This is a genomic window from Flavobacterium sp. UM26 (genome assembly GCF_057922445.1).
Genome location: NZ_JBVHCY010000007.1, coordinates 196,211 through 217,652 on the forward strand (window position 1 = coordinate 196,211; position 21,442 = coordinate 217,652).

General features: G+C 36.2%; 20 protein-coding genes. 14 read left to right on the forward strand and 6 right to left on the reverse strand.

What is annotated here, in order from left to right:
• Positions 1-91: 91 nt before the first annotated feature.
• Complete coding sequence (locus ACZ1AQ_RS10270) at positions 92-1,336, reverse strand: ABC transporter permease (RefSeq protein ID WP_201296272.1); 1,245 nt, start codon at positions 1,334-1,336, stop codon at positions 92-94.
• 323 nt (positions 1,337-1,659) lie between these two features.
• Between ACZ1AQ_RS10270 and ACZ1AQ_RS10275 the strand changes: the two genes are divergently transcribed.
• From ACZ1AQ_RS10275 to dnaJ, 7 genes are all read left to right on the forward strand, one after another.
• Positions 1,660-1,965, forward strand: coding sequence for a helix-turn-helix domain-containing protein (locus ACZ1AQ_RS10275; protein WP_489632813.1), 306 nt, complete (start codon positions 1,660-1,662; stop codon positions 1,963-1,965).
• Between the two features lie 95 nt (positions 1,966-2,060).
• Positions 2,061-2,597, forward strand: coding sequence for a hypothetical protein (locus tag ACZ1AQ_RS10280; RefSeq protein ID WP_489632814.1), 537 nt, complete (start codon positions 2,061-2,063; stop codon positions 2,595-2,597).
• Between the two features lie 107 nt (positions 2,598-2,704).
• Positions 2,705-3,319, forward strand: a complete 615-nt coding sequence (locus ACZ1AQ_RS10285) for a hypothetical protein (protein ID WP_489632815.1) — start codon at positions 2,705-2,707, stop codon at positions 3,317-3,319.
• A 110-nt stretch (positions 3,320-3,429) separates the two neighbouring features.
• On the forward strand, positions 3,430-4,317 hold the full coding sequence (locus tag ACZ1AQ_RS10290) for a CorA family divalent cation transporter (protein WP_489632816.1): 888 nt from the start codon (positions 3,430-3,432) through the stop codon (positions 4,315-4,317).
• 366 nt (positions 4,318-4,683) lie between these two features.
• Positions 4,684-6,054 carry a histidine--tRNA ligase gene (hisS, locus tag ACZ1AQ_RS10295; protein ID WP_489632817.1) on the forward strand — a complete coding sequence of 457 codons (1,371 nt, stop codon included), beginning with the start codon at positions 4,684-4,686 and terminating at the stop codon, positions 6,052-6,054.
• A 316-nt stretch (positions 6,055-6,370) separates the two neighbouring features.
• On the forward strand, positions 6,371-6,946 hold the full coding sequence (locus ACZ1AQ_RS10300) for a nucleotide exchange factor GrpE (RefSeq protein WP_489632818.1): 576 nt from the start codon (positions 6,371-6,373) through the stop codon (positions 6,944-6,946).
• Between the two features lie 51 nt (positions 6,947-6,997).
• Complete coding sequence (dnaJ, locus tag ACZ1AQ_RS10305; RefSeq protein ID WP_489632819.1) at positions 6,998-8,104, forward strand: molecular chaperone DnaJ; 1,107 nt, start codon at positions 6,998-7,000, stop codon at positions 8,102-8,104.
• Positions 8,105-8,244: 140 nt separating this feature from the next.
• Here the strand turns inward: dnaJ and ACZ1AQ_RS10310 are convergent, their stop codons facing one another.
• On the reverse strand, positions 8,245-8,670 hold the full coding sequence (locus tag ACZ1AQ_RS10310; protein WP_489632820.1) for a hypothetical protein: 426 nt from the start codon (positions 8,668-8,670) through the stop codon (positions 8,245-8,247).
• Positions 8,671-9,617: 947 nt separating this feature from the next.
• On the opposite strand from ACZ1AQ_RS10310, the gene ACZ1AQ_RS10315 reads away from it, so the two are divergent.
• The 6 genes from ACZ1AQ_RS10315 to ACZ1AQ_RS10340 all read left to right on the forward strand — a co-directional run bounded on the left by ACZ1AQ_RS10315 (position 9,618) and on the right by ACZ1AQ_RS10340 (position 15,075).
• Positions 9,618-10,541, forward strand: coding sequence for an ABC transporter ATP-binding protein (locus ACZ1AQ_RS10315; protein WP_489632821.1), 924 nt, complete (start codon positions 9,618-9,620; stop codon positions 10,539-10,541).
• A gap of 79 nt (positions 10,542-10,620) precedes the next feature.
• Positions 10,621-11,937 (forward strand): ABC transporter permease, encoded by a 1,317-nt coding sequence (locus tag ACZ1AQ_RS10320; protein WP_489632822.1) that lies wholly within the window; start codon positions 10,621-10,623, stop codon positions 11,935-11,937.
• Between the two features lie 70 nt (positions 11,938-12,007).
• Positions 12,008-13,171 (forward strand): sigma-54-dependent transcriptional regulator, encoded by a 1,164-nt coding sequence (locus ACZ1AQ_RS10325; protein ID WP_315171681.1) that lies wholly within the window; start codon positions 12,008-12,010, stop codon positions 13,169-13,171.
• A 113-nt stretch (positions 13,172-13,284) separates the two neighbouring features.
• Positions 13,285-13,932, forward strand: a complete 648-nt coding sequence (locus ACZ1AQ_RS10330; protein ID WP_489632823.1) for a DEAD/DEAH box helicase — start codon at positions 13,285-13,287, stop codon at positions 13,930-13,932.
• A 116-nt stretch (positions 13,933-14,048) separates the two neighbouring features.
• Positions 14,049-14,267 (forward strand): putative signal transducing protein, encoded by a 219-nt coding sequence (locus ACZ1AQ_RS10335; RefSeq protein WP_159682878.1) that lies wholly within the window; start codon positions 14,049-14,051, stop codon positions 14,265-14,267.
• A 16-nt stretch (positions 14,268-14,283) separates the two neighbouring features.
• Positions 14,284-15,075 carry a Cof-type HAD-IIB family hydrolase gene (locus ACZ1AQ_RS10340; RefSeq protein WP_489632824.1) on the forward strand — a complete coding sequence of 264 codons (792 nt, stop codon included), beginning with the start codon at positions 14,284-14,286 and terminating at the stop codon, positions 15,073-15,075.
• Positions 15,076-15,149: 74 nt separating this feature from the next.
• Here ACZ1AQ_RS10340 and ACZ1AQ_RS10345 read toward each other — a convergent pair whose 3' ends face one another.
• Positions 15,150-15,668, reverse strand: coding sequence for a hypothetical protein (locus tag ACZ1AQ_RS10345; protein ID WP_489632825.1), 519 nt, complete (start codon positions 15,666-15,668; stop codon positions 15,150-15,152).
• Positions 15,669-16,021: 353 nt separating this feature from the next.
• On the opposite strand from ACZ1AQ_RS10345, the gene mtaB reads away from it, so the two are divergent.
• Complete coding sequence (gene mtaB, locus ACZ1AQ_RS10350; RefSeq protein WP_489632826.1) at positions 16,022-17,350, forward strand: tRNA (N(6)-L-threonylcarbamoyladenosine(37)-C(2))-methylthiotransferase MtaB; 1,329 nt, start codon at positions 16,022-16,024, stop codon at positions 17,348-17,350.
• Positions 17,351-17,440: 90 nt separating this feature from the next.
• On the opposite strand, the gene ACZ1AQ_RS10355 is transcribed toward mtaB, so the two are convergent.
• The 3 genes from ACZ1AQ_RS10355 to ACZ1AQ_RS10365 are packed head-to-tail and all read right to left on the reverse strand — an operon-like array spanning position 17,441 to position 21,035.
• Entirely contained in the window at positions 17,441-19,588 is a 2,148-nt protein-coding gene (locus ACZ1AQ_RS10355) for a vWA domain-containing protein (protein ID WP_489632827.1), read from the reverse strand.
• Between the two features lie 35 nt (positions 19,589-19,623).
• Entirely contained in the window at positions 19,624-20,568 is a 945-nt protein-coding gene (locus ACZ1AQ_RS10360; protein WP_489632828.1) for a hypothetical protein, read from the reverse strand.
• Positions 20,569-20,570: 2 nt separating this feature from the next.
• Positions 20,571-21,035 carry an RNA polymerase sigma factor gene (locus ACZ1AQ_RS10365; protein ID WP_489632833.1) on the reverse strand — a complete coding sequence of 155 codons (465 nt, stop codon included), beginning with the start codon at positions 21,033-21,035 and terminating at the stop codon, positions 20,571-20,573.
• Positions 21,036-21,442 lie beyond the last annotated feature (407 nt).

Genomic DNA, 21,442 nt, shown 5'->3' on the forward strand with positions numbered 1-21,442 from the left:
AGTGCGTATAGCCCGACCGCATAAAAAAAGGGGACCGACTAGCACGATTGCTGAGTAGGTCCCTTTTTTTTATGGGGTCACGCCCAAATATTTATTCGTACCGCAATGCTTCAATTGGGTCGAGTTTCGAAGCTTTTATCGCGGGATATAATCCAGAAACAATGGCCACCATAAAACTAGTAGCAAAAGCAGCTAAGATGGCGCCCCACGGGATGACGAAGGCAAAATCCATTGCGCTCGCGATACCAAAACCGATTAAGATTCCGAAAAAGATTCCGACGAGTCCGCCGATTTGACCAATGAGTAAGGTTTCGATAAAAAACTGAATCGCCACGGTCGATTTCTTGGCGCCTAAGGCTTTTCGAACGCCAATTTCTCGGGTTCTTTCGGTTACCGAAACTATCATAATATTCATCAAAGCGATGGATGAACCAAAAATGGTAATCACTCCAATGAGCCAAGCAGCTAAACCTAAATATTGAGTGATGCCTAGAATACGGTTGATTAAATCATCGCTGCGCACTACACCAAAGTTGTTGTCTTTTACGGGGCTTAATTTTCGTACGCGACGCATTACGCTAGTGGCGTTGTCTACGGCTTGGTCCAACAATTCTTTTTTGCCCACCATTACGCTCAAACTGTAATTGATGTTCGGGGCACTAAAGAGCGAACGCGCTACTTGAATCGGAATCAACACGCGCAAATCTTGACTGTTGCCAAAAGTGGAACCTTTTTCTTTAAGTACTCCAATGACTCTGAATTTGGCTCCGCGAATCGAAATGACTTTGTCGATAGGATTGACGTCTTTCAAAAGTCCTTTTTCAAAATCCGAGCCTACGATACACACAAAGGCATTGTTGGCAATGTCAAAACTCGTGAAATTTCGTCCCGCACTAAAATCCAATCCCGAATTCACCGCATACATTTCGTCCACGCCCACGATTTTGTTTTCTGGGTCTGTTTTGGTGTTCAGGTATTTCACTTCGGCGGCCGAGCTTGCGGTAAACGAAATCGAAGTTTCGGTAAAAGGATATTTGTATTTGTTTCTAAACGCCACGGCATCTGGGTAGGAGATAATCGGGTTGATGATTTCTCGTTCGCCACCGCCACGGTTTCGCGTCGTATTTTCGTATTGATTGATGTTGAAAGTATTGGCACCCATCGAGGCAAAATCCGACGAAATTTGATTTTCTAAAGCCGCCACTACGGTCAAAATTCCCACCAAAGCCGTGATTCCAATAGCAATAATCAGTACCGTAAGAATGGTACGCAGCAATTGCGTTTTGATTGAACCCAACGCAATTTTAATATTTTCTTTGAATAATTTTAGCATCATACAAGTTTGTCACGAAAATACAATTTTTGTTACAAGTTTGGTTTTCAAAAAACACTAAATTTCAAATCCACAAACCTTCTGTTTTTTTTAAAACCATATAAGGCATATAAGGACATTTAAGTGTTTCTTTCCGAACTTGGCTGACATCTTTGTGTCTTTTGCAGTTGAATTTCACAGCTTCAATAAAAACTTCTATGACTTATATTTTTAGCAGTTTTGCGAACCTTGCGTAAAACTTTGCGAACCTTGCGGTTAAATTTCATTAACAAAAAGTTTCACTTTAGTGCAACTTTAGTATGTTTGTATATTATGGATAAGCGAATATGAAAACGAAAAATAATAATCTAAAAACACTTGACCAGTTCAAAGACAAACATTACGGAAAAATTGGAACGGTAAAAAGAGACGAATTGGATGCTGGATATGAGAATTTTAAAATTGGTGCAATGATTTATGAAGCTAGGGTTCAAAAAGGTCTGACGCAGGAAGAACTTGCTGAAAAAGCAGGAACTACAAAATCCTATATCTCTAAGATTGAAAACAATGTTAAAGAAGTTAGATTTTCAACACTTCAAAAAATTGTTGAGCTAGGTTTAGGAGGGCATTTGGAACTATCAATAAAATTGTAGGTGTTCAAAAGAAACCATTATTTGTATTTTAGCGCAAATAAGTAATTGGCTTAATGATAATTAGTTTTGTTTTTAATTCCTTAAAGTTTTAGATAATGGGAATTTTATTAATGGAAAAAAAGAATATGCATAGGTTTGAAGAATTAATATACCGTAGTACATCATTCACATTGGAGGTATTAGAAGAGACTAATTCGAAAATAATAGATGCGCTTCAAACAAGTGGATCAACAATTCTTGTAAAAAATCTTCAAATGATTCAATTCCAAAAGGTAATATTTGCTATTGGTATGTTTTCTATGTTTGATGCAATATTGCAGGATAACCTATCTTGTGAAAACGGATTTAAAGAAGCCAAAAAAAGGCTTTTGGTTAATCAAAACTTAAAACTCCACGACCGTTTTGATGATTTTATATGTGCGATTAATGTGTTAAAACACGGTAAAGGGAGAAGTTATGATACTTTGTTGTTAAAATCTGAATTTCTCCCATTCAGAATAAAATTGAAAGGAGAAAGCTTTTTTGACGAAGAAGATGTCTCTGAAATTGAAACATTAATAGAAGTAGATGATAATTTTGTTTTGAACTGTGCTGATCTAATTGATAAGGTATTAAAAGAAATTAGCAAATAATATACTTTTTTGTTTTATAAACTTTTATCTTGATTAACAAAGTTTTCAAATGTATCTTAAAATTTATATGGAGTTGTTTTTTTATTAATTTAAAAAAAAATACAATCGTGAAAAATAAACTAATTTGTTTGATGTTTTTGTTTATCTGTAATTTTTGCTTTTCTCAAGCAGATAACTTCTACAAAATCATATTTGAAAACAAAAAAAATTTTGATATAGTCAAAATTTTAGGGGGAAGAATTCCAAAAAAATTCATATTAGTTGATTCAACAGTTTTGTTTTATCCTAAAAGTTTTTGGCTCGATAATATAGATCTGAAAGATGAAAAAGTTATCAAAGAAATTGAAGAAGATGAACATCATCCATTTAATAATGTCTATATATTTTCTCAAAAAGAGTATGATGTTTTAATTAGCGATGATGAAAAAAAATATTTAAGTCAAGCCTGTCAAAAATTTAAGTCTAAGAAAATAAAAATTGCTGAGAAGAAATATTTCACAGTAGAAACTACTAATAATGTTGATGGATTTTATTTTTTGGTGAGCGAACCAGTCTATTCATCAAATAACCAATTTGCTTTTGTTGAAGTAGATATTAAGAGTAAAGGTGTTTTTTTAGGTGAAAAGACAGATGAATATTTCGGTGTTTTGAAAATTATCTTTAGCAAAGATGCGAATGGTATTTGGAAACAAATTGGAAATTATGGTCATTTGATTTTTTAATTTTGAACAATACATACACCAAAAAAATAATAGATTTGAAAATTCTATAGTATATGAGTCTTGAAATCTAGGGTTCTCAAATTTAATGGATTGAATACACACAAAAAAAAATGACACCACCAACCCTCACAAAAACACAATTCGACAACTTTGTTTGGATAGATATTTGCCAACCCAACAAAGAAAATCTAGATAAAATTGCCCAAGAATACCAATTGGATTATTTTCAAATTAAAGATAGTTTGGAGCGAGGCCATTTGCCCAAATTTGAAAAACAGCCCAATTATAATTTTTTAATTCTGAGGGCTTTTACGCCAAGAATGGCCAGTAAAGCGACTACTATCAATGAATTGTCGCATAAAATCGCCTTTTTTTACAACGGACACAAAATCATCACGATTCATCGCAGTCCGTTTGCTTTTTTGGAAACGGTAAAAAAAGACCACAAAACGCCCGAAGAGATTTTGATTTATCTTATCCATAAAATGGTAGAAACTTATCAAGTTCCTTTGAACGACTTAGATGAAAAAATCATTCAAATCGAAAAGACTATTTTCCTGCAAGATTATTCCAAAATATCTCTGGAAGAGCTGTATTTCTTGAAAGCACAAACCCGTATCACCAAAAAGCTATTGCAGATTTTTCAAAATGTCATTCACCAACTCGAAGTGAGCGAATCCTCCAAAACTGCTTTGCAAGACATCAAAGACAAGCTGCTGAGTTTGCTACTCAATTATGACGAAGTGCTCGAAAATGCGAATAACTTACTGAATACCTATCTTTCGGTCAACGCACAAAAAAGTAATGATGTGATGAAATTGTTGACCATCTTTTCGGCTTTCTTTTTGCCCTTGACATTTATTGCGGGTATTTACGGAATGAACTTTGAAAATATGCCCGAACTGCAATGGCCTCTCGGCTATTTTATGACCTTGGGCGTGATGGTGGTCATTGCGTTGGTCATCTATTTTTGGTTCAAAAGAAAACGTATACTTTGATTTTGGATGCTGACTTCAACTGAGTGGGTAATTACAGAAGCAATAAAATAACCATATAAGGAATGTAAGGTCATAAAAGATTAGAGTAAAATTTACCGTTCCCTATTTGGTTAAAACCTCATTTTTATTTTTTAAATCAATAGGAATGGGCTTTAGCCCATTCTGAAAAAGGAGTTTTGTATTGGGCTTTAGCCAAAATCTACCACAATAACTTTTGCATATTTAAAAACTTATATGACCTTAACTGCCTTAAATGGTTCAAAAATAAGATTGGTTTGTTGAAGAAATATAAAACCCACTTTTTTTGGATAGGATTTCTTTTAAAAAGTAAGATATTTGCAAACCTAATTGAAAATTCATTTTACAATGGCTTCAAAACCCAGTATACCCAAAGGAACGCGCGATTTTTCGCCAGCCGAAGTGGCCAAAAGACAATACATTATTCAAACGATAAAAAGCAATTTTGAAAAATTTGGCTTTCAACCTATAGAAACTCCATCCTTTGAGAACTCAGATACTTTGATGGGAAAATATGGTGAAGAAGGCGACCGCTTGATTTTTAAAATCTTGAATTCGGGCGATTATTTGTCAAAAGCCAATGCAACGCATTTAGAGAACAAAGACAGTCTAAAATTGACTGCGAGTATTTCTGAGAAAGCTTTGCGTTATGATTTGACCGTACCCTTTGCGCGTTACGTGGTACAACATCAAAGTGAAATTGAGTTTCCGTTCAAAAGATATCAAATTCAGCCGGTTTGGCGTGCCGACCGTCCACAAAAAGGGCGTTTTAGAGAATTTTTTCAGTGCGATGCGGATGTGGTAGGTTCCAAATCATTGTGGCAAGAAGTGGAGTTGGTACAATTGTATGACACGGTTTTTACAGCTTTGGGATTAGCAGGCGTGACCATCAAAATCAATAATCGTAAAATTTTATCTGGAATTGCTGAGGTGATTGGTGCTTCGGATAAGCTGATTGATTTTACAGTTGCATTGGATAAACTGGATAAAATTGGTGAAGACGGCGTTAAGAAAGAAATGATTGAAAAAGGCATTTCTGAAGTAGCCATTGCCAAAGTACAACCGTTGTTTAGTTTTACAGGAACGATTACAGAGAAAATCAACCAATTGTCACAATTGCTTTCTGTTTCAGTAGAAGGGATGAAAGGTGTTGAAGAATTGCAATTCATTTGCGAAAAAGTGACCCAACTCGGACTAGCTACTGCACAGCTGGATTTGGACGTGACTTTGGCAAGAGGATTGAATTATTATACAGGAGCTATTTTTGAAATTGCCCCACCTAAAACTGTTGCTATGGGCTCGATTGGCGGTGGCGGAAGATATGACGACTTAACTGGTATTTTTGGTTTGAAAAATATGAGTGGTGTGGGGATTTCTTTTGGTTTGGACCGTATTTATTTGGTAATTGAAGAGTTGGGATTGTTCCCAGATACGGTTGCTGCTACTTCAAAAGCGTTGTTTGTGAATTACGGTGAAACCGAAGCTTTTGCTGCGATGCAAACCATTCAAAAACTTAGAGCCGAGGGTATTAAAGTAGAATTGTATCCTGATGCTGTCAAAATGGGTAAACAATTGCAATATGCTGACAAAAGAGGCATTCCGTTTGCAGTGATTATCGGGACACAAGAATTAGAATCGGGAACTTTTGCTTTAAAAAACTTGGTGTCAGGAGAACAAGTTGTTCTTGATTATGACGGACTTAAACGACAATTACAGTAGTAAATTGACATAACAAAAAAAGCTTCGTTTTGATAAACGAAGCTTTTTTTATTATAAACAATGCTGAATTAATAATTAACTAAAAACGGGAATAATTCTCTGTGTATAAATTATATATTGAAATAATAGATTGACAAATTTAGGTAAACTATTTCGTGATAGTCTTAAAATTATATTAAATTTTTATGAAGTTCGTAAAAACGGAGAGAAGTTGTAATCATCTTGGGTAGAGCTTGGAGTAATAATACGTATGACAATTTGACATTTTACCAGTTTTGGCAATACTTTTGAGAAAGAATGTAGAGAATCAAAAAGGATGTTTAAAAAATTTTTTAAAAATAAAAGCAATATGACTACTGAAAATACAGAGTTCGATCAAGAAATAGATGATGCAACGTTAGAGAATAATGCAAATGGAGAGCAACTAATCATTGAAGAATTAAGTGTTGAAGAACAATTAGCACAAGATTTAGCCAAAGAAAAAGATAAATTCTTGCGCTTATTCGCTGAGTTTGAAAACTACAAAAGACGAACTTCAAAAGAACGTATTGAGTTATTCAAAACAGCCAATCAAGAAGTTTTATTGGCTTTATTACCTGTTTTGGACGATTTTGATCGTGCTATGGTTGAAATCAACAAATCTGAGGATGAATTATTAGCTAAAGGAGTGGAATTGATTCACGAAAAGCTAAAAGGTACTTTGGTAACCAAAGGTTTAGAAATGGTTGACGTAAAAACAGGAGATGATTTTAATGCGGATTTTGCAGAAGCAATTACGCAAATTCCTGCACCGTCTGACGATTTGAAAGGAAAAATTGTAGATGTATTAGAGAAAGGATACAAATTGGGGGATAAAATCATTCGTTTCCCAAAAGTGGTTATTGGACAGTAAATCAGAATTCAAAGTAGCGTGTTGTAGCTACCTGTAATAGCATCATATAAAATGAAAAAAGATTTTTACGAAATATTAGGAATATCTAAAAATGCTTCGGAAGCTGAAATCAAAAAAGCATACCGCAAAAAAGCATTAGAGTTCCATCCTGACAAAAACCCTGACAATCCTGCAGCCGAAGAGCAATTCAAATTGGCTGCCGAAGCCTATGAAGTATTAAGCGATCCACAAAAGAAAGCGAAATATGATCAATATGGTCACCAAGCTTTTGAAGGTGCTGGCGGATTTGGCGGTCATGGCGGTATGAATATGGACGATATTTTTAGTCAGTTTGGAGATATCTTCGGAGGTGGCTTTGGCGGTTTCGGAGGCGGAGGCGGAGGTCCTCGTCGTGCCAAAGGAAGCAATATGCGAATTAAAGTCAAATTGACATTGGAAGAAATTGCCAATGGTGTTGAGAAAAAAGTAAAAGTAAAACGTAAGGTTCAAGCACCGGGTGTTACTTATAAAACGTGTACAACTTGTAATGGTCAAGGACAAGTGATGCGTGTGACCAATACTATTTTGGGTCGTATGCAATCGGCGTCTACTTGTCCGTCTTGTGGTGGTTCAGGTCAAATTTTGGATAAAAAACCAAACAATGCCGATGCACAAGGAATGATTTTAGAAGATGAAACGGTTTCTATTAAAATTCCAGCAGGTGTTGTTGATGGGATGCAATTGAAAGTTTCTGGAAAAGGAAACGACGCTCCTGGGAATAGTATTCCTGGTGATTTGATTGTAGCAATTGAAGAATTGGAGCACGAGTTCTTGAAACGTGAAGGTGAGAATTTACACTACGATTTGTACATCAGTTTTGCTGAAGCGGTTTTGGGAGTTTCTAAAGATATCGAAGCAGTAAACGGAAAAGTACGAATCAAATTAGAAGAAGGTATTCAATCTGGAAAAATATTACGTTTGAAAGGAAAAGGAATTCCAAGTATTAATGGTTATGGAAGTGGGGATTTATTAGTTCACGTGAATGTTTGGACTCCAAAAACATTGACCAAAGAACAGAAACAATTCTTTGAAAATGCGTTGAACGACGATAATTTTACACCGCATCCTGAAAAATCAGACAAATCATTCTTTGAGAAAGTTAAAGATATGTTTTCTTAATTTTTTTAATCTTATTTTATATTTATCCCTATGTTTTTGTAGCATAGGGATTTTTTTTTTGAGTGAAAAGTCAATACTTAGATTTCTAGTATTGCCTATGATTTTTGAACTGAAGTGCAATAGTATATGTTTTGGTAAAATCAATGATTTGCTTCAGATTGGTACATTTCTATGAGCTTGTCTCGCTCTTTTTTTTTTTTATGCGAGGAGATATAAAAAGGGACAGAAATTCCTAATTCAATTATGCCGCCCACTACAAACATACTGCCTATGGCTTGTCCCACTCCCTCCTCATTATTTTTGGAGTTATCTATTATTTTTGCGCCAAAAGCTGTTGTTGCAATTGCTAATGAGGAAAAGACAATTCCAGTAACTAAATTCGTTTTTCTTTTTTTGTCTTTTAAAAGAATTAGTTTAAGTTTAGCTTGAATGATTTCGTTGTTATAGTCGAATTTTTTAGTTGGTATTCCAAAAGTTTCTAGTTCATTTAACTGTTTTTCGGTTAAGTTTTGTCCTTGTAGACCGAAGGTAAGCAATAGTAAAACGAATAGAGTTATTTTTTTCATTATAAGTAATGATGATTGTGTTGTTTAATTCAAATATATACAATTTTATTTACAAATATTTTTGGTGTACTTGATGTTTGTATTAAGGTTTTTTGAAATTGGGTAACATAGTTAAAAGTATGTGATACCGCAAATTCGCAAATTTTAAATGCTGAATAAGGGGAAAGACCTACAAGGTTTTGAAAACCTTGCAGGTCGGAAGCGCAATAGAGTTTTGTTGCAGTGTTTCCTGCAAGGTCTTTTTTTGACCTTGTAGGTATTCAGATTAAAAAAGTATTGCTGGAAATTTTAGTATCGCATATTCGCAAGTTTTTAAATATTGAGTAAGGCGAAAGACCTACGAGGTTTTGAAAACCTTGCAGGTCGGAAAGCTCAAAAACAGTTTTGTCGTTCATTTCTTGCAAGGTCTTTTTTTGACCTTGTAGGTATTCATATTAAAGAAATATTGCTGGAAATTTTAGTATCGCAGATTCGCAAGTTTTTAAATATCGAGTAATGCGAAAGACCTACAAGGTTTTGAAAACCTTGCAGGTCGGAAGCGCAATAGAGTTTTTTGCAGTGTTTCCTGCAAGGTCTTTTTTTGACCTTGTAGGTATTCAAATTTTAAATGTATTAATTTGAGAGTTTGGGGTGCAAATCTGTTGGTATTAAAAAGGTAATTGAAATAGTAAAACGTACTTTTTAGCCCCGGTTGCAGTGGAAATCCTTTGATGCCGGGGTTCGGCAGCAAAGATTACTTCGTCAGTTCGCTTCGCTCGGGTGTAGCGGAAAGCGGGACGACTCGTGATTGAATTATCGATTCGTGCTGCTCCTAAAAAACAAGAAACGACATCAAGTTTAGAGTTGAAGTTCGTTTGGTTTTATTGCTGTAAAAAGCCGCATTTTCTGTAACAATTGGGCGTTGTTGACTACTAATTACCTATTTTTGCAATTCTAAAAATCAAGCTATGAGTAGTATTCTCGAGGTAAAAAATGTAGTGAAGCAATATGGCGATTATGTAGCGCTTAATTCTGTTTCGCTTTCGATACCCAAAGGCAGTATTTATGGTTTATTAGGACCTAATGGTGCCGGAAAAACCTCTTTAATTCGTATCATCAATCAGATTACGTTGCCCGATAGTGGCGAAGTGCTTTTGGATGGCGAAAAATTACAACCCCATCATATACAACAAATCGGCTATCTACCCGAAGAAAGAGGCTTGTACAAATCGATGAAAGTGGGCGAGCAGTGTTTGTATTTGGCGCAGCTGAAAGGGCTTTCTAAAAAAGAAGCCAAGATTCAGTTGGACTATTGGTTTGAGAAATTAGACATCAAAGGCTGGTGGAACAAGAAAATCGAGGAGTTGTCCAAAGGAATGGCGCAAAAGATTCAGTTTGTGGTGTGTGTGTTACACCAACCCAAATTGTTGATTTTTGATGAGCCTTTTTCAGGTTTTGACCCTGTGAATGCCAATATTATTAAAGATGAGATTTTAGGCTTAAAGGATAAGGGTACGACCATCATTTTCTCGACCCATAGAATGGAAAGTGTAGAGGAATTGTGTGACCATATCGCTTTGATTCATAAATCGAATAAGTTGATAGAAGGAAAATTGGAAGAAGTAAAACGCCAATACCGCTCTAATAGTTTTGAAGTCGGCATTTTGACAAATAATGTCGAAGGCTTGATGTATGATTTGACACAGAAGTTTACCGTGGGTCCAGCCCATTTCAAGTCTTTGAATCAAGAATTGAAATTAGAAATTCAGCTAGGTACTGGGACACCCAACGAATTGTTGCAAGTCCTTACGCAACGTGGTCAAGTGACGCATTTTGTGGAAAAAATTCCAAGTGTGAACGATATCTTTATTAAAACTGTAACTGAAAAATAATCTTTTTAAATTTTAAAATTCCAAATATCAAAAATATTGGAATTTGGAATTTATCTTTTGATTTTTAAAAAATAACTATATGAGTATGATCTCGTTGATTATAAAAAGAGAATTTATAGCCAAGGTGCGCAACAAATCGTTTATCGTAATGACTTTTTTGAGTCCGTTATTGTTTGTTGGAATTGCTGTTTTTGTTAGTTATTTGGCGTCTATGAAAGCCGATACCAAGCAAATTGCGGTTCACGACGAAACAGGTTTGTTTGTTGCTGATTTTATGGCTAAAAATAAAAAAGATAGTGAATACCAGTATTTGGATTTGTCGGTTTTAGACGTGAAAGCCCTCAAAGATAGCATCACGCAAGAGCGTTTTGAGGGTGTGTTGCAAATTCCTAAAACGGCATCTATTGCCGAGTTAGATAAGAAGATTCAATTCATATCCAATGATAGTCCAAGTATCACTTTTATTGAGGAAGTTCAGGATATTTTGGATAAAAAAATCACCCAACTCAATTTTCAATCCGCAAAATTGGATACGGTGGCGATACATAAAGCGCAGTCCAATATCAACATCAGTTTGAGTAAAGCCTCGGGTGAGGAAAGTTTGAAAGGATTGAATGAAATTAAAATTGCCATTGGTGGTGCCTTTGGGTATTTGATTATGATGTTTATCGTGATTTATGGCAATATGGTGATGCGAAGCGTAATCGAAGAAAAAACCAATCGTATCATAGAAATCATTATTTCCTCGGTAAAACCTTTTCAGTTGATGATGGGTAAAATCATTGGAACTTCGTTGGCAGGAATTCTTCAGTTTTTAATTTGGGCGATTATAGGTTTGGGATTGTTTTTGGGTGCTTCCTTGTTTTTCGGTGTCAATTTAGGACCTACTTCTAAAGTTCCGCCCGAAGTAATGCAAGCAGCACAACACGAAATAGCAAGTACAGCACAATTGTATATAGCCGAATTATGGAATCTTCCGATAGGAACTTTACTGACTTGTTTTGTGATTTATTTCATTGGAGGGTACTTTTTGTACAGTTCCTTTTATGCTGCAATCGGTGCTGCGGTTGATAACGAAACCGATTCGCAACAGTTTTTGTTGCCGATTATTATGCCTTTGATTTTGGGCGTTTATATCGGATTTTTTACGGTAATCAATGACCCTCACGGCACGGTAGCTACCATTTTCTCGATTGTGCCTTTGACATCGCCAATCGTGATGCTAATGCGTATTCCTTTTGGCGTACCTTTGTGGCAAATTTTGCTTTCGATAGTACTCTTATTCGGAACGTTTTTGTTGGTAGTTTGGTTTGCTTCCAAAATTTATCGCGTGGGTATTTTAATGTACGGTAAAAAACCAAGTTGGAAAGAATTGTATAAGTGGTTGAAGTATTAAATCCCAAAAAGTAAATCCCAAAATCCAACTATTGGAATTTGGAATTTTTAAAATTTGAAAATTGTTAAGGATGAGTAAAATATTAATTATAGAAGACGAAGCAGCGATTCGTAGGGTTTTGGTCAAAATTCTTTCAGAAGAGAATGATACCTATCAGGTAGACGAGGCAGAAGACGGCGCTGTAGGTTTAGAGAAAATAAAAAACACCGATTATGATTTGGTGCTTTGTGATATCAAAATGCCAAAATTAGACGGGGTCGAAGTATTGGAAGCTGTCAAAAAAATCAAACCTGAAATTCCAATGGTGATGATTTCAGGCCACGGCGATATGGAAACGGCCATCAATACGATGCGTTTGGGCGCTTTTGATTACATCTCGAAACCGCCCGATTTGAACCGTTTGTTGAATACCGTTCGCAATGCCTTAGACCGAAAAAAATTAGTAGTTGAGAATAAAATTCTAAAGAAAAAAGTCAGCAAAAACTACGAAATGATTGGCGAGAGCGAAGCCATTAATCATATCAAAATGATGATTGATAAAGTGGCTCCTACCGAAGCTAGGGTATTAATTACAGGACCCAACGGAACTGGAAAAGAATTAGTAGCCCATCAATTGCACGAGAAAAGCGAACGTGCAAGTTTTCCTTTAATCGAAGTGAACTGTGCTGCTATTCCGTCAGAATTGATAGAAAGTGAGTTGTTTGGACACGTCAAAGGCGCCTTCACCTCGGCTGTAAAAGACCGTGCAGGCAAGTTTGAAGCAGCAGATAAAGGCACTATTTTCTTGGACGAGATTGGCGATATGAGTCTTTCGGCTCAAGCCAAAGTATTACGTGCGTTGCAAGAAAGTATGATTACGAGAGTAGGAGCTGACAAAGATATTAAAGTCGATGTTCGCGTGGTAGCTGCAACTAACAAAGATTTGAAGCAAGAGATAGCCGAAGGTCGTTTTAGAGAAGATTTGTACCATCGTTTGGCGGTTATTTTGATTAAAGTTCCTGCATTGAATGAACGTCGCACCGATATTCCGATGTTGGTTACACATTTTGCAGAGAAAATTGCTTCAGAACAAGGAAATGCTGTGAAAAAATTCTCGGAAGCTGCCATTAGCTTACTGCAAGAATACGATTGGACAGGAAATATTCGAGAGTTGCGCAATGTAGTGGAACGCTTGATAATTCTGGGTGGAAGCGAAATCTCTGAAACGGATGTGAAGTTATTTGCTAGTAAATAGCGAATCTAACCGCCCGAAGGGTGAATTATAAATTGGCATAAATCAAAATATATAGTTTTGATTTAATGGGTTTTTAAATTAAAAAGCCTAAAACCTAAAATTTAAATAGGCAAATGAAATTAAAAAAGATAAACGAGAATCTTCAAAAGGCATTGATTGAAAATGGTTTGGTAGAAGCCAACGCTATGCAACAGGAGACTTTTTCTACGCTAAAAAGCGGAGCAGATTGTTTGATTGTTGCGCCGAAAGGAAGCGGAAAAACAACGACTATTGTAATCAATGTAATTCAGCGTTTGGCGGGTTCCAGTGAAGAATCTCCAAGAGCACTTATCGTAGTAGAAGACAAAGCTAAGGTATTGGCAATGGAGGAGCTTTTTGATAAATACAATCGATATACCAAATTAGAAGTATACGGTGTACACGATAAAGGTGATTTGGATTATGACAAAAATTATATTTCAACCGGTATTGATGTTTTGATTGGGACACCTAGTCGATTGAATGAAATGTTTTCTTCTGCAGGTTACAATGTCAATCGTTTAAAAATGTTCATCATTGATGACACTGACCCTATATTGAAATTACGTCACGAAACCAAAATTATGCGTATTTCAAACAGTATTGCCAAAACGCAGCGTATCATTTTTGCGGAACAGATTACGGAGCGAATTGATTTGTTGGCAGAGAAAATGCTAATCGAACCTTTTGAATTTGATTTCGATGAAGAAGAAGAAGAAGAGGACGATGATGAAGAAATTTAGAGAGTAGATTTTTGAAGTTAGATTTTGAAAAGATAATAAACATTATAATCGTTGCGCTTCTTTGCGTAATTCCTTGCGGACTTTGCGGTTAAGTTCAACAACAAACATAAAACAGTATGGGATTAATGAAAGTGTTTTCAGGCAGTGAAATATTAGCACTAGCCTTACAAGAAAAATTAGAAACAGCGGGAATCGATACCGTAAAAAAAGATAATATTCAATCGGCTCGTTTGGGTGGATTTGGTGGTTCCGATTTGGCCATTGAAATTTTTATTCAAGAAACAGATTTTGCCAAGGCGAATCCAGTTATCGAGGATTTTAGAATGAGTATTTAAATTGTTTCCATAAGTTATGAAATACAAAATGCTAGTTTTAGATATGGATGACACGCTGTTGACAGACAATCATACCATTTCTAAAGAAAATAGAGCCATGATTGCAATGGCACAAGCAAAGGGAGTCGAAGTGGTTTTGGCATCAGGAAGGCCTACGCCAGCGATGACACATTATGCAAAAGACTTGCAAAATAGTTACATGATTTCGTTCAATGGTGCTGTAGTTACTGATTTAAAAAAGGATACCGTAATTTTTGAGCAATCGTTGACTAAAGAGCAAATTCATGAGCTGCATGATTATAGTTTGAAAATGAAAACGCATATCATTACGTATATTAATGATACGATTGTAAGCGAAACCCACTCTGAATTTATTGAGGTTGAACGAAGCATAACGGGTATGCCGCACGAACTAGTTGCTGATTTTAAAGCGGCTGTGACTTCTAATGCAGTAAAATGTATTTTACTTGAAGACCCTTCTTATTTGAAAACGGTAGAAAGTGATTTGAAACAAGCCATGCCAGATTTAAGTGTGTCCATGTCGAAACCTTTCTTTTTGGAAGTTGCCCCTAATGGCATTGATAAAGCCGCAAGTATTGCATTTTTGGCGAAGAAATTAGATATTGACCAAAGCGAAATTATTGCAGTAGGAAATGCAGGAAACGATTTGACAATGATTCAATATGCGGGATTAGGCGTTTGGGTGGATAATGTAACTCCCGAATTGAGAGGTTTTGGAGATGTTATTGTAGCTTCGAATAATAATCACGGCGTAGCTGAGGTTATCGAACGATATATTTTGAGTTAAAACTTTTTTATCTCATAAAAAAAACGGGAAAGTAGCAGTGTTACTTTCCCGTTTTTAGTTTTTATAGCTATTGATTAAATTTTGGCTACCGATACAAAATATTTGTTTCCGTCACCCATAGTTAATTTTACGCGTTCATCACAAAGGTCAATAGCGTGTGTCTTGCTTTCATAACAATTGCAAGAGGTGTTTTTGTCTTTTGCCATTGGGGTTTCACATTTTACATTTTTAAAAGCTGTAAGTTGTGGGTTGTATAACGTAACCAAATCGGTAGAGGCGGTAACCAAAGTAATGATACTCGCACTGTTATCGTTGGTAATTCTATAGACAATTCTGTCGGTGTAGTTTACACCGTCAATCATCACTTTTCGGATGTAAGTATAAGCAATGGAGCTAGTTTCGGCTTCTTTTACTTCGAATTTAAATCCTAAAGTACGGATTTCTAAATCAAATTTTTGTTGTGAGTTGTAATTGGCCCAATTGGTTAGGGTGGCAACTGTTGGAAAAGTGTTTGTTTTGCTAGTAGTATTTTGGCCGTAGCTGCTCAAAATAGCCAATAGCATGAAGTAGATTGTGGGGAAAAATGCTTTCATGTTAGTTGAACTAATTTTTTTGCCTACTCTAGTTGGTTTTCGGCTTACCCATTTTGTTAATTAATTGATTGTAAACACATTAGGTTTTTGTGTTTACTGCAATGCAATATAGAATTTAAATTATCATCTGCAAAATTTGAGGTAGGAAATATAGTATGCAATATGGATTTTCGGCTTCTGAATCTATGATTAAAGATAAAGTGTTGATATATAATGACTAATCGATTTTCTTCTAACAAAAAAAATACATCAGATGGCAATAATTCTAAAGTATAACTTTCGATATCCTGATTTTTGTTTGTAATTTTGCAACCTCAATTTTTTGACAACGATTTCATTAATTGAGCTATCTTATGGAAAATAAAAAACGAGTTGCCTTCTATACGCTGGGTTGTAAACTGAACTTTTCAGAAACGTCAACCATAGCGAGAAATCTTCAAGAAGAAGGCTTTGAAAGAGTGGATTTTGAAGAAGTAGCAGATATGTATGTTATTAATACGTGTTCTGTTACAGAAAATGCAGACAAACAATTCAAGCAAGTCGTGCGCAAAGCGATGAAGCTGAACGACAAAGCTTTCGTGGCTGCCGTTGGTTGTTATGCACAATTAAAACCAGAAGAACTCGCCGATGTTGACGGTGTAGATTTGGTTCTGGGTGCCACAGAAAAATTCAAATTAGCAGATTACATTAACGATTTATCCAAAAACGATTTTGGTCAAGTACATTCTTGCGAAATTTCCGAAGCCGATTTTTATGTAGGCAGTTATTCAATTGGCGATAGAACAAGAGCTTTTCTTAAAGTACAAGACGGTTGCGATTACAAATGTACCTATTGCACGATTCCACTAGCGAGAGGAATTTCTAGAAGTGATGCTTTAGAAAATGTATTGCAAAATGCTGCCGAAATTTCGCAACAAGGAATCAAAGAAATAGTGCTTACGGGTGTAAATATTGGCGATTACGGAAAAGGAGAGTTCGGGAACAAAAAACACGAACATACCTTCCTTGATTTGGTAAAAGCGCTTGACGAAGTGGAGGGTATTGAACGCCTTCGAATTTCTTCTATCGAGCCCAATTTGTTGAAAAACGAAACGATTGATTTTGTTTCCAAAAGCCGAACATTTGTGCCACATTTTCATATTCCTTTGCAATCTGGAAGTAATGAGATTTTGGGTAAAATGAAACGTCGTTACCAACGTGAAGTGTATACCGATAGAGTTGCCAATATTCGTAGAGTAATGCCAGACGCTTGTATTGGTGTAGATGTAATCGTAGGATTTCCTGGAGAAACCGATGAGCACTTCTTAGAAACTTATCATTTTTTGAATGATTTGGATATTTCTTATTTACACGTTTTTACCTATTCAGAACGCGATAACACCGAGGCAGCTGTAATGGAAGGCGTGGTTCCCAATAATGTACGCGCCAAACGTAGCAAAATGTTACGTGGTTTATCGGTGAAGAAACGTCGTGCTTTTTACGAAAGTCAATTGGGTACCCAAAGAACAGTTTTGTTTGAGGGCGAAAATAAAGAAGGATACATTCACGGTTTTACCGAAAATTATGTAAAAGTGAAAACCCCTTGGGACCCAGCCTTAGTGAATACGTTGCACGAGGTGCAATTGACCCGAATTGACGAAGACGGAAGTGTTCGTATGGAGTTTTTGAATGTTGAAGTGTAATCCTAAAGCACTTCCTTTATAATAGCATTAAGCGAGTAAGATTGTATTCTTACTCGCTTTTTTATTTCTGTTAGAAACTAAAATCAATTCTTAATTTACAGCCTCTACCAAGCGGATGAATTCGGCTTTGTATCCTTCAGAGTCGTTTGACAAGCCTTGTTTTGCCAAAGCAATAATGTCTTTTGAAGAAGAATTCGCAATCAGTTTTGAATCTCTCAATTTTAAACCGAACCAAGCTACGGCATTACTAAATTTAAAATCATCGCTGGTGTTTTGCAACATCGTACTTTTGTTTTCAATGGTTTGGACCATTTCGATGCTTTGGTCACCATCTGGTTTTTTGTAACGGAATTTTATGATCGCTAACTCGTTAGTGTATTTATTTTCTGTTGGAGTAGTGGTGGTGTATTTTAGTTCATCCGCTTCTGTATAAAATTTACTTTTGCTGCCTGCAGGTATAATTTCATACAAAGCCGTCACCGAATGATTACTGCCTAATTCTCCCGCATCAATGGCATCATTTTTAAAATCTTCGGGTCTTAGTTTTCGGTTTTCATACCCAATCAATCGGTAAGCTTTCACTTGGTTGGGATTGAATTCAATTTGAATTTTTACATCTTTAGCAATTGCAAACATCGAGCCTTTAAATTCTTTACCCAAAAAACGATTCGCTTCTTGAATGGTATCAATGTAGGCATAATTGCCGTTACCTTTATTAGCCAATATCTCCATTTTACTGTCTTTGTAATTTCCCATTCCGTAGCCTAAACAAGTTAGGAATACACCAGATTTTCTTTTTTCTTCGATGAGATTTTCCATATCAGCATTGGAGGAACTTCCTACATTAAAATCTCCATCAGTGGCCAAAATTACTCTGTTGTTGCCTCCTTTGATGAAGTTTTCTGCCGCAATTTTATAAGCAAGCGTAATGCCTTCGCCACCTGCAGTACTTCCACCTGCGTTGAGTTGTTCTAATGCATTATTTATGGTTTCTTTTTCATCTCCAGAGGTTGGAGGTAATACTAGACCTGCTGCTCCAGCATACACTACAATCGATACTTTGTCTTTGGCTCTCAACTCATTTACCAAAATTTTCATAGATTGTTTGAGTAAGGGTAACTTATTCGCAGCACTCATAGACCCTGAAACATCAATTAAGAAAACCAAATTCGAGGCTGGCAAATCAAGGGTTGGAATGTTTTTTCCTTGTAATCCAATTTTCAAAATTTTAGTATCGGTATTCCACGGACTGTGACTCAATTCGGTTTGAATAGCAAACGGATGTTGGTCATTAGGTTGTGCGTAATTGTATTTGAAAAAATTAACCATTTCCTCAACGCGAACCGCATCTTTAGGTACTTTTTGTCCGTTGTTAATCATACGTCTTACATTGGTGTACGAGGCATTATCAACATCAATAGAAAAAGTGGAAAGTGGCGCTGTTTTTGGACTTTCAAATGCATTTTCTACAAAACTTTCGTAATCTTCATCATTGATTGGTTCTGGTTGATAAGGATGGAGTTGTTGTAGTCTTTTGTTTATTTCTTTCTCACTTAAGTTTTTATAGATTTCATTTTTTGAGGTGATAATCAAAACACCATTTGCAGCTTTTGCTCCATATAGTGAAGTAGCAGCACTGTCTTTGAGCACTTTTATATCTTGAATATCGTTTGGGTTGATTTTAGCTAGTGCATTCGATTTTACAGGTACACCATCGATGATATAGAGCGGTTCATTTTTAGAAGAAATACTATTCGTTCCTCTAATGATGATGCTTTGCGGAGCGTTGGCAATAGCGTTAGACGAAATGGTCAATCCTGCGACACGACCTTCCAGCTTTTGAACTGAAGCTGCGGTCGAGGCTTTCTTTTTTTCATAGAAAGTATTGTCAGATTCATATTCGGCGTTACTACCGTAGCCTACTACGACTACTTCATTTAGGGACATTTGGTCTGCCACTAGTTTTACATTAATGATATTTTGTTCTCCCACTTTTTTAGTTTGCGGTTTATAACCAATGTAACTAAACACCAATTGGTCTCTTTTTTGCGCTTGAATGGTATACTTGCCATCAAAATTTGTACTAGCGTTTGCTTTTGAGTTTTTGTTGACAATGGTCACTCCAGGAAGCGGGGCTGAGGCGTCAGAAACGGTTCCAGTAATCGTTTTTTCTTGTGCTTTTGTTACGAAACATATAAGCATAGCAAGGCCTAATGAAATAAGTTTTACGTTTTTCATAATCGTGTTTTTTTAAGATTAGTGTTAGGGGATTCCTATTTTTGGACTGCGGGTTTTCCTGTTTTTGTAGTGATAATTACGACTCCTTTTTTCCCTTTTTCACCATATTTGGAAACAGCATCGGTGTCTTTAAGAATGACAATGGTCTTAATGTCTTGATGATTGAGAGGAGCATAAGGACTCTTGGGCTGTGGACCAAACAAATCATCCTCCGAAAAGTAATGCCCATCAATGATATAAAGCGGATTGTCTAAAACTATCACCGATTCCAAGTTCTCGGGTTTAAAATTTGAAAGTCCTTCTTGCATTATGCGTTCTCTTTTTGAGGCATTACTGTCCGAAAGCGCTGTGTTGTCAATCACGACCAATGGACTGCTTTTTTTAGCACGCTCTTGACTTTTTTCAGCAAAAGCCATTTTGTAACTGGCTTTCTCTTTGGCTACTGAAGCAGGAGCCGCTAGTTTTTGCTCTATTGCATTCGATTCAGCATCCTTTTCATCCGCTACTTCCGAACTTGCAATTGCTGCAGCGATTTCAGGAATACTAATAGCATTTGTTGCACTACTCATTATCGTGTCATTGGATTGCGCGTTATGAACCGCAACTTCTTGCCCAATACTATTGTTGATGATTGTTGCAGCTTCAGCTTTTGGTATGATGATAGGAGTAGTATTGGTTGTATTTTCGTTAGTTTCAATAGCCGATGGATTGTTCTTTGTGGTTGTAGTAACCACCTCTGGAGCTTCTTGAATACTTTTCTGACTAGGCGAATTCAAAAACTGAAAGCCAATCGAAAGCACCAATAAAAGCGATGCGGCTACGGCGATTTTTTGCCATAAAGCGATAGTTTTTTTAGCTTCTTTCTTATCTAGTTTTTCTTCTAAGCGCGACCATACTTTTTCCATTGCAGGAAAATCTTGGTTTTCAGCATTTCGCTCAGCTTCTTTTATTTGTTCGAATAATTTATCTTGATAGTCCATACCTATTTTGCTTTTTGATAATAGAGGTTGTTCACCAGTTCCTTTAGTTTACTTTTGGCGGCATTCAATTGTGATTTTGAGGTGCCCTCAGAGATTTGCAACAAACTAGCAATCTCCTTGTGTCCATAGCCTTCTATCACAAAAAGAGTGAAAATAGTTTTGCATCCCTCTGGAATATGATTCAAAAGTTCCAATAAATCGGCTTCTTCAAGCGCTGTGATTTCTTCAGTAAATGGTTGCGAAAGCAATTTCACATCATCCAAATACATATTGAAATTGGTACTTTTTTTAATTGCTGCCAAACAGTGATTCACCGTTATTTTTCGGCACCAAGCCTCAAAAGCCAGCACCTCTTTCAACTGGTCTATTTTGGTGAAAATAGTATAAAAAGCGTCGGCCAAAACTTCTTCAATATCTTCCTCCTTTTTAAGATAGCGCTTGCAAGTGCGATACAGCTTGGGTGCCATATAGTCATACACTTGTCGCTGAGCATCACGGTGCTTTTTTTTGCAGTTAGAGAGTAGGGTTTCGTTTATCACAATTGATGTCTTTATTACTAAAGAGCGTTTAAAAATCAAAAAGGTTGGGAAGCCTATCAAAAAAATATTCTTTTTTTACTACAATTATCAGGAATTCTAGTTTTAAAAATGAATGAAGGAGCGCCAACACTAGGCTTTCTGGTTAGCAGGATTCCCGCTGTACGTTATATCTTTTTTATAACTGTCAGGTCCAAAAACCTGCCAGCTATAAAAAAGGATGCCACTTCCATCCTTTAGATTTGCTAAATAAATTTAGAGTACTTTTAATCAACAACCAAACTGACAAAGTGAACCTTATCTTCCATCAAAGTTAGCTACTTATGCCCCGATTAGGA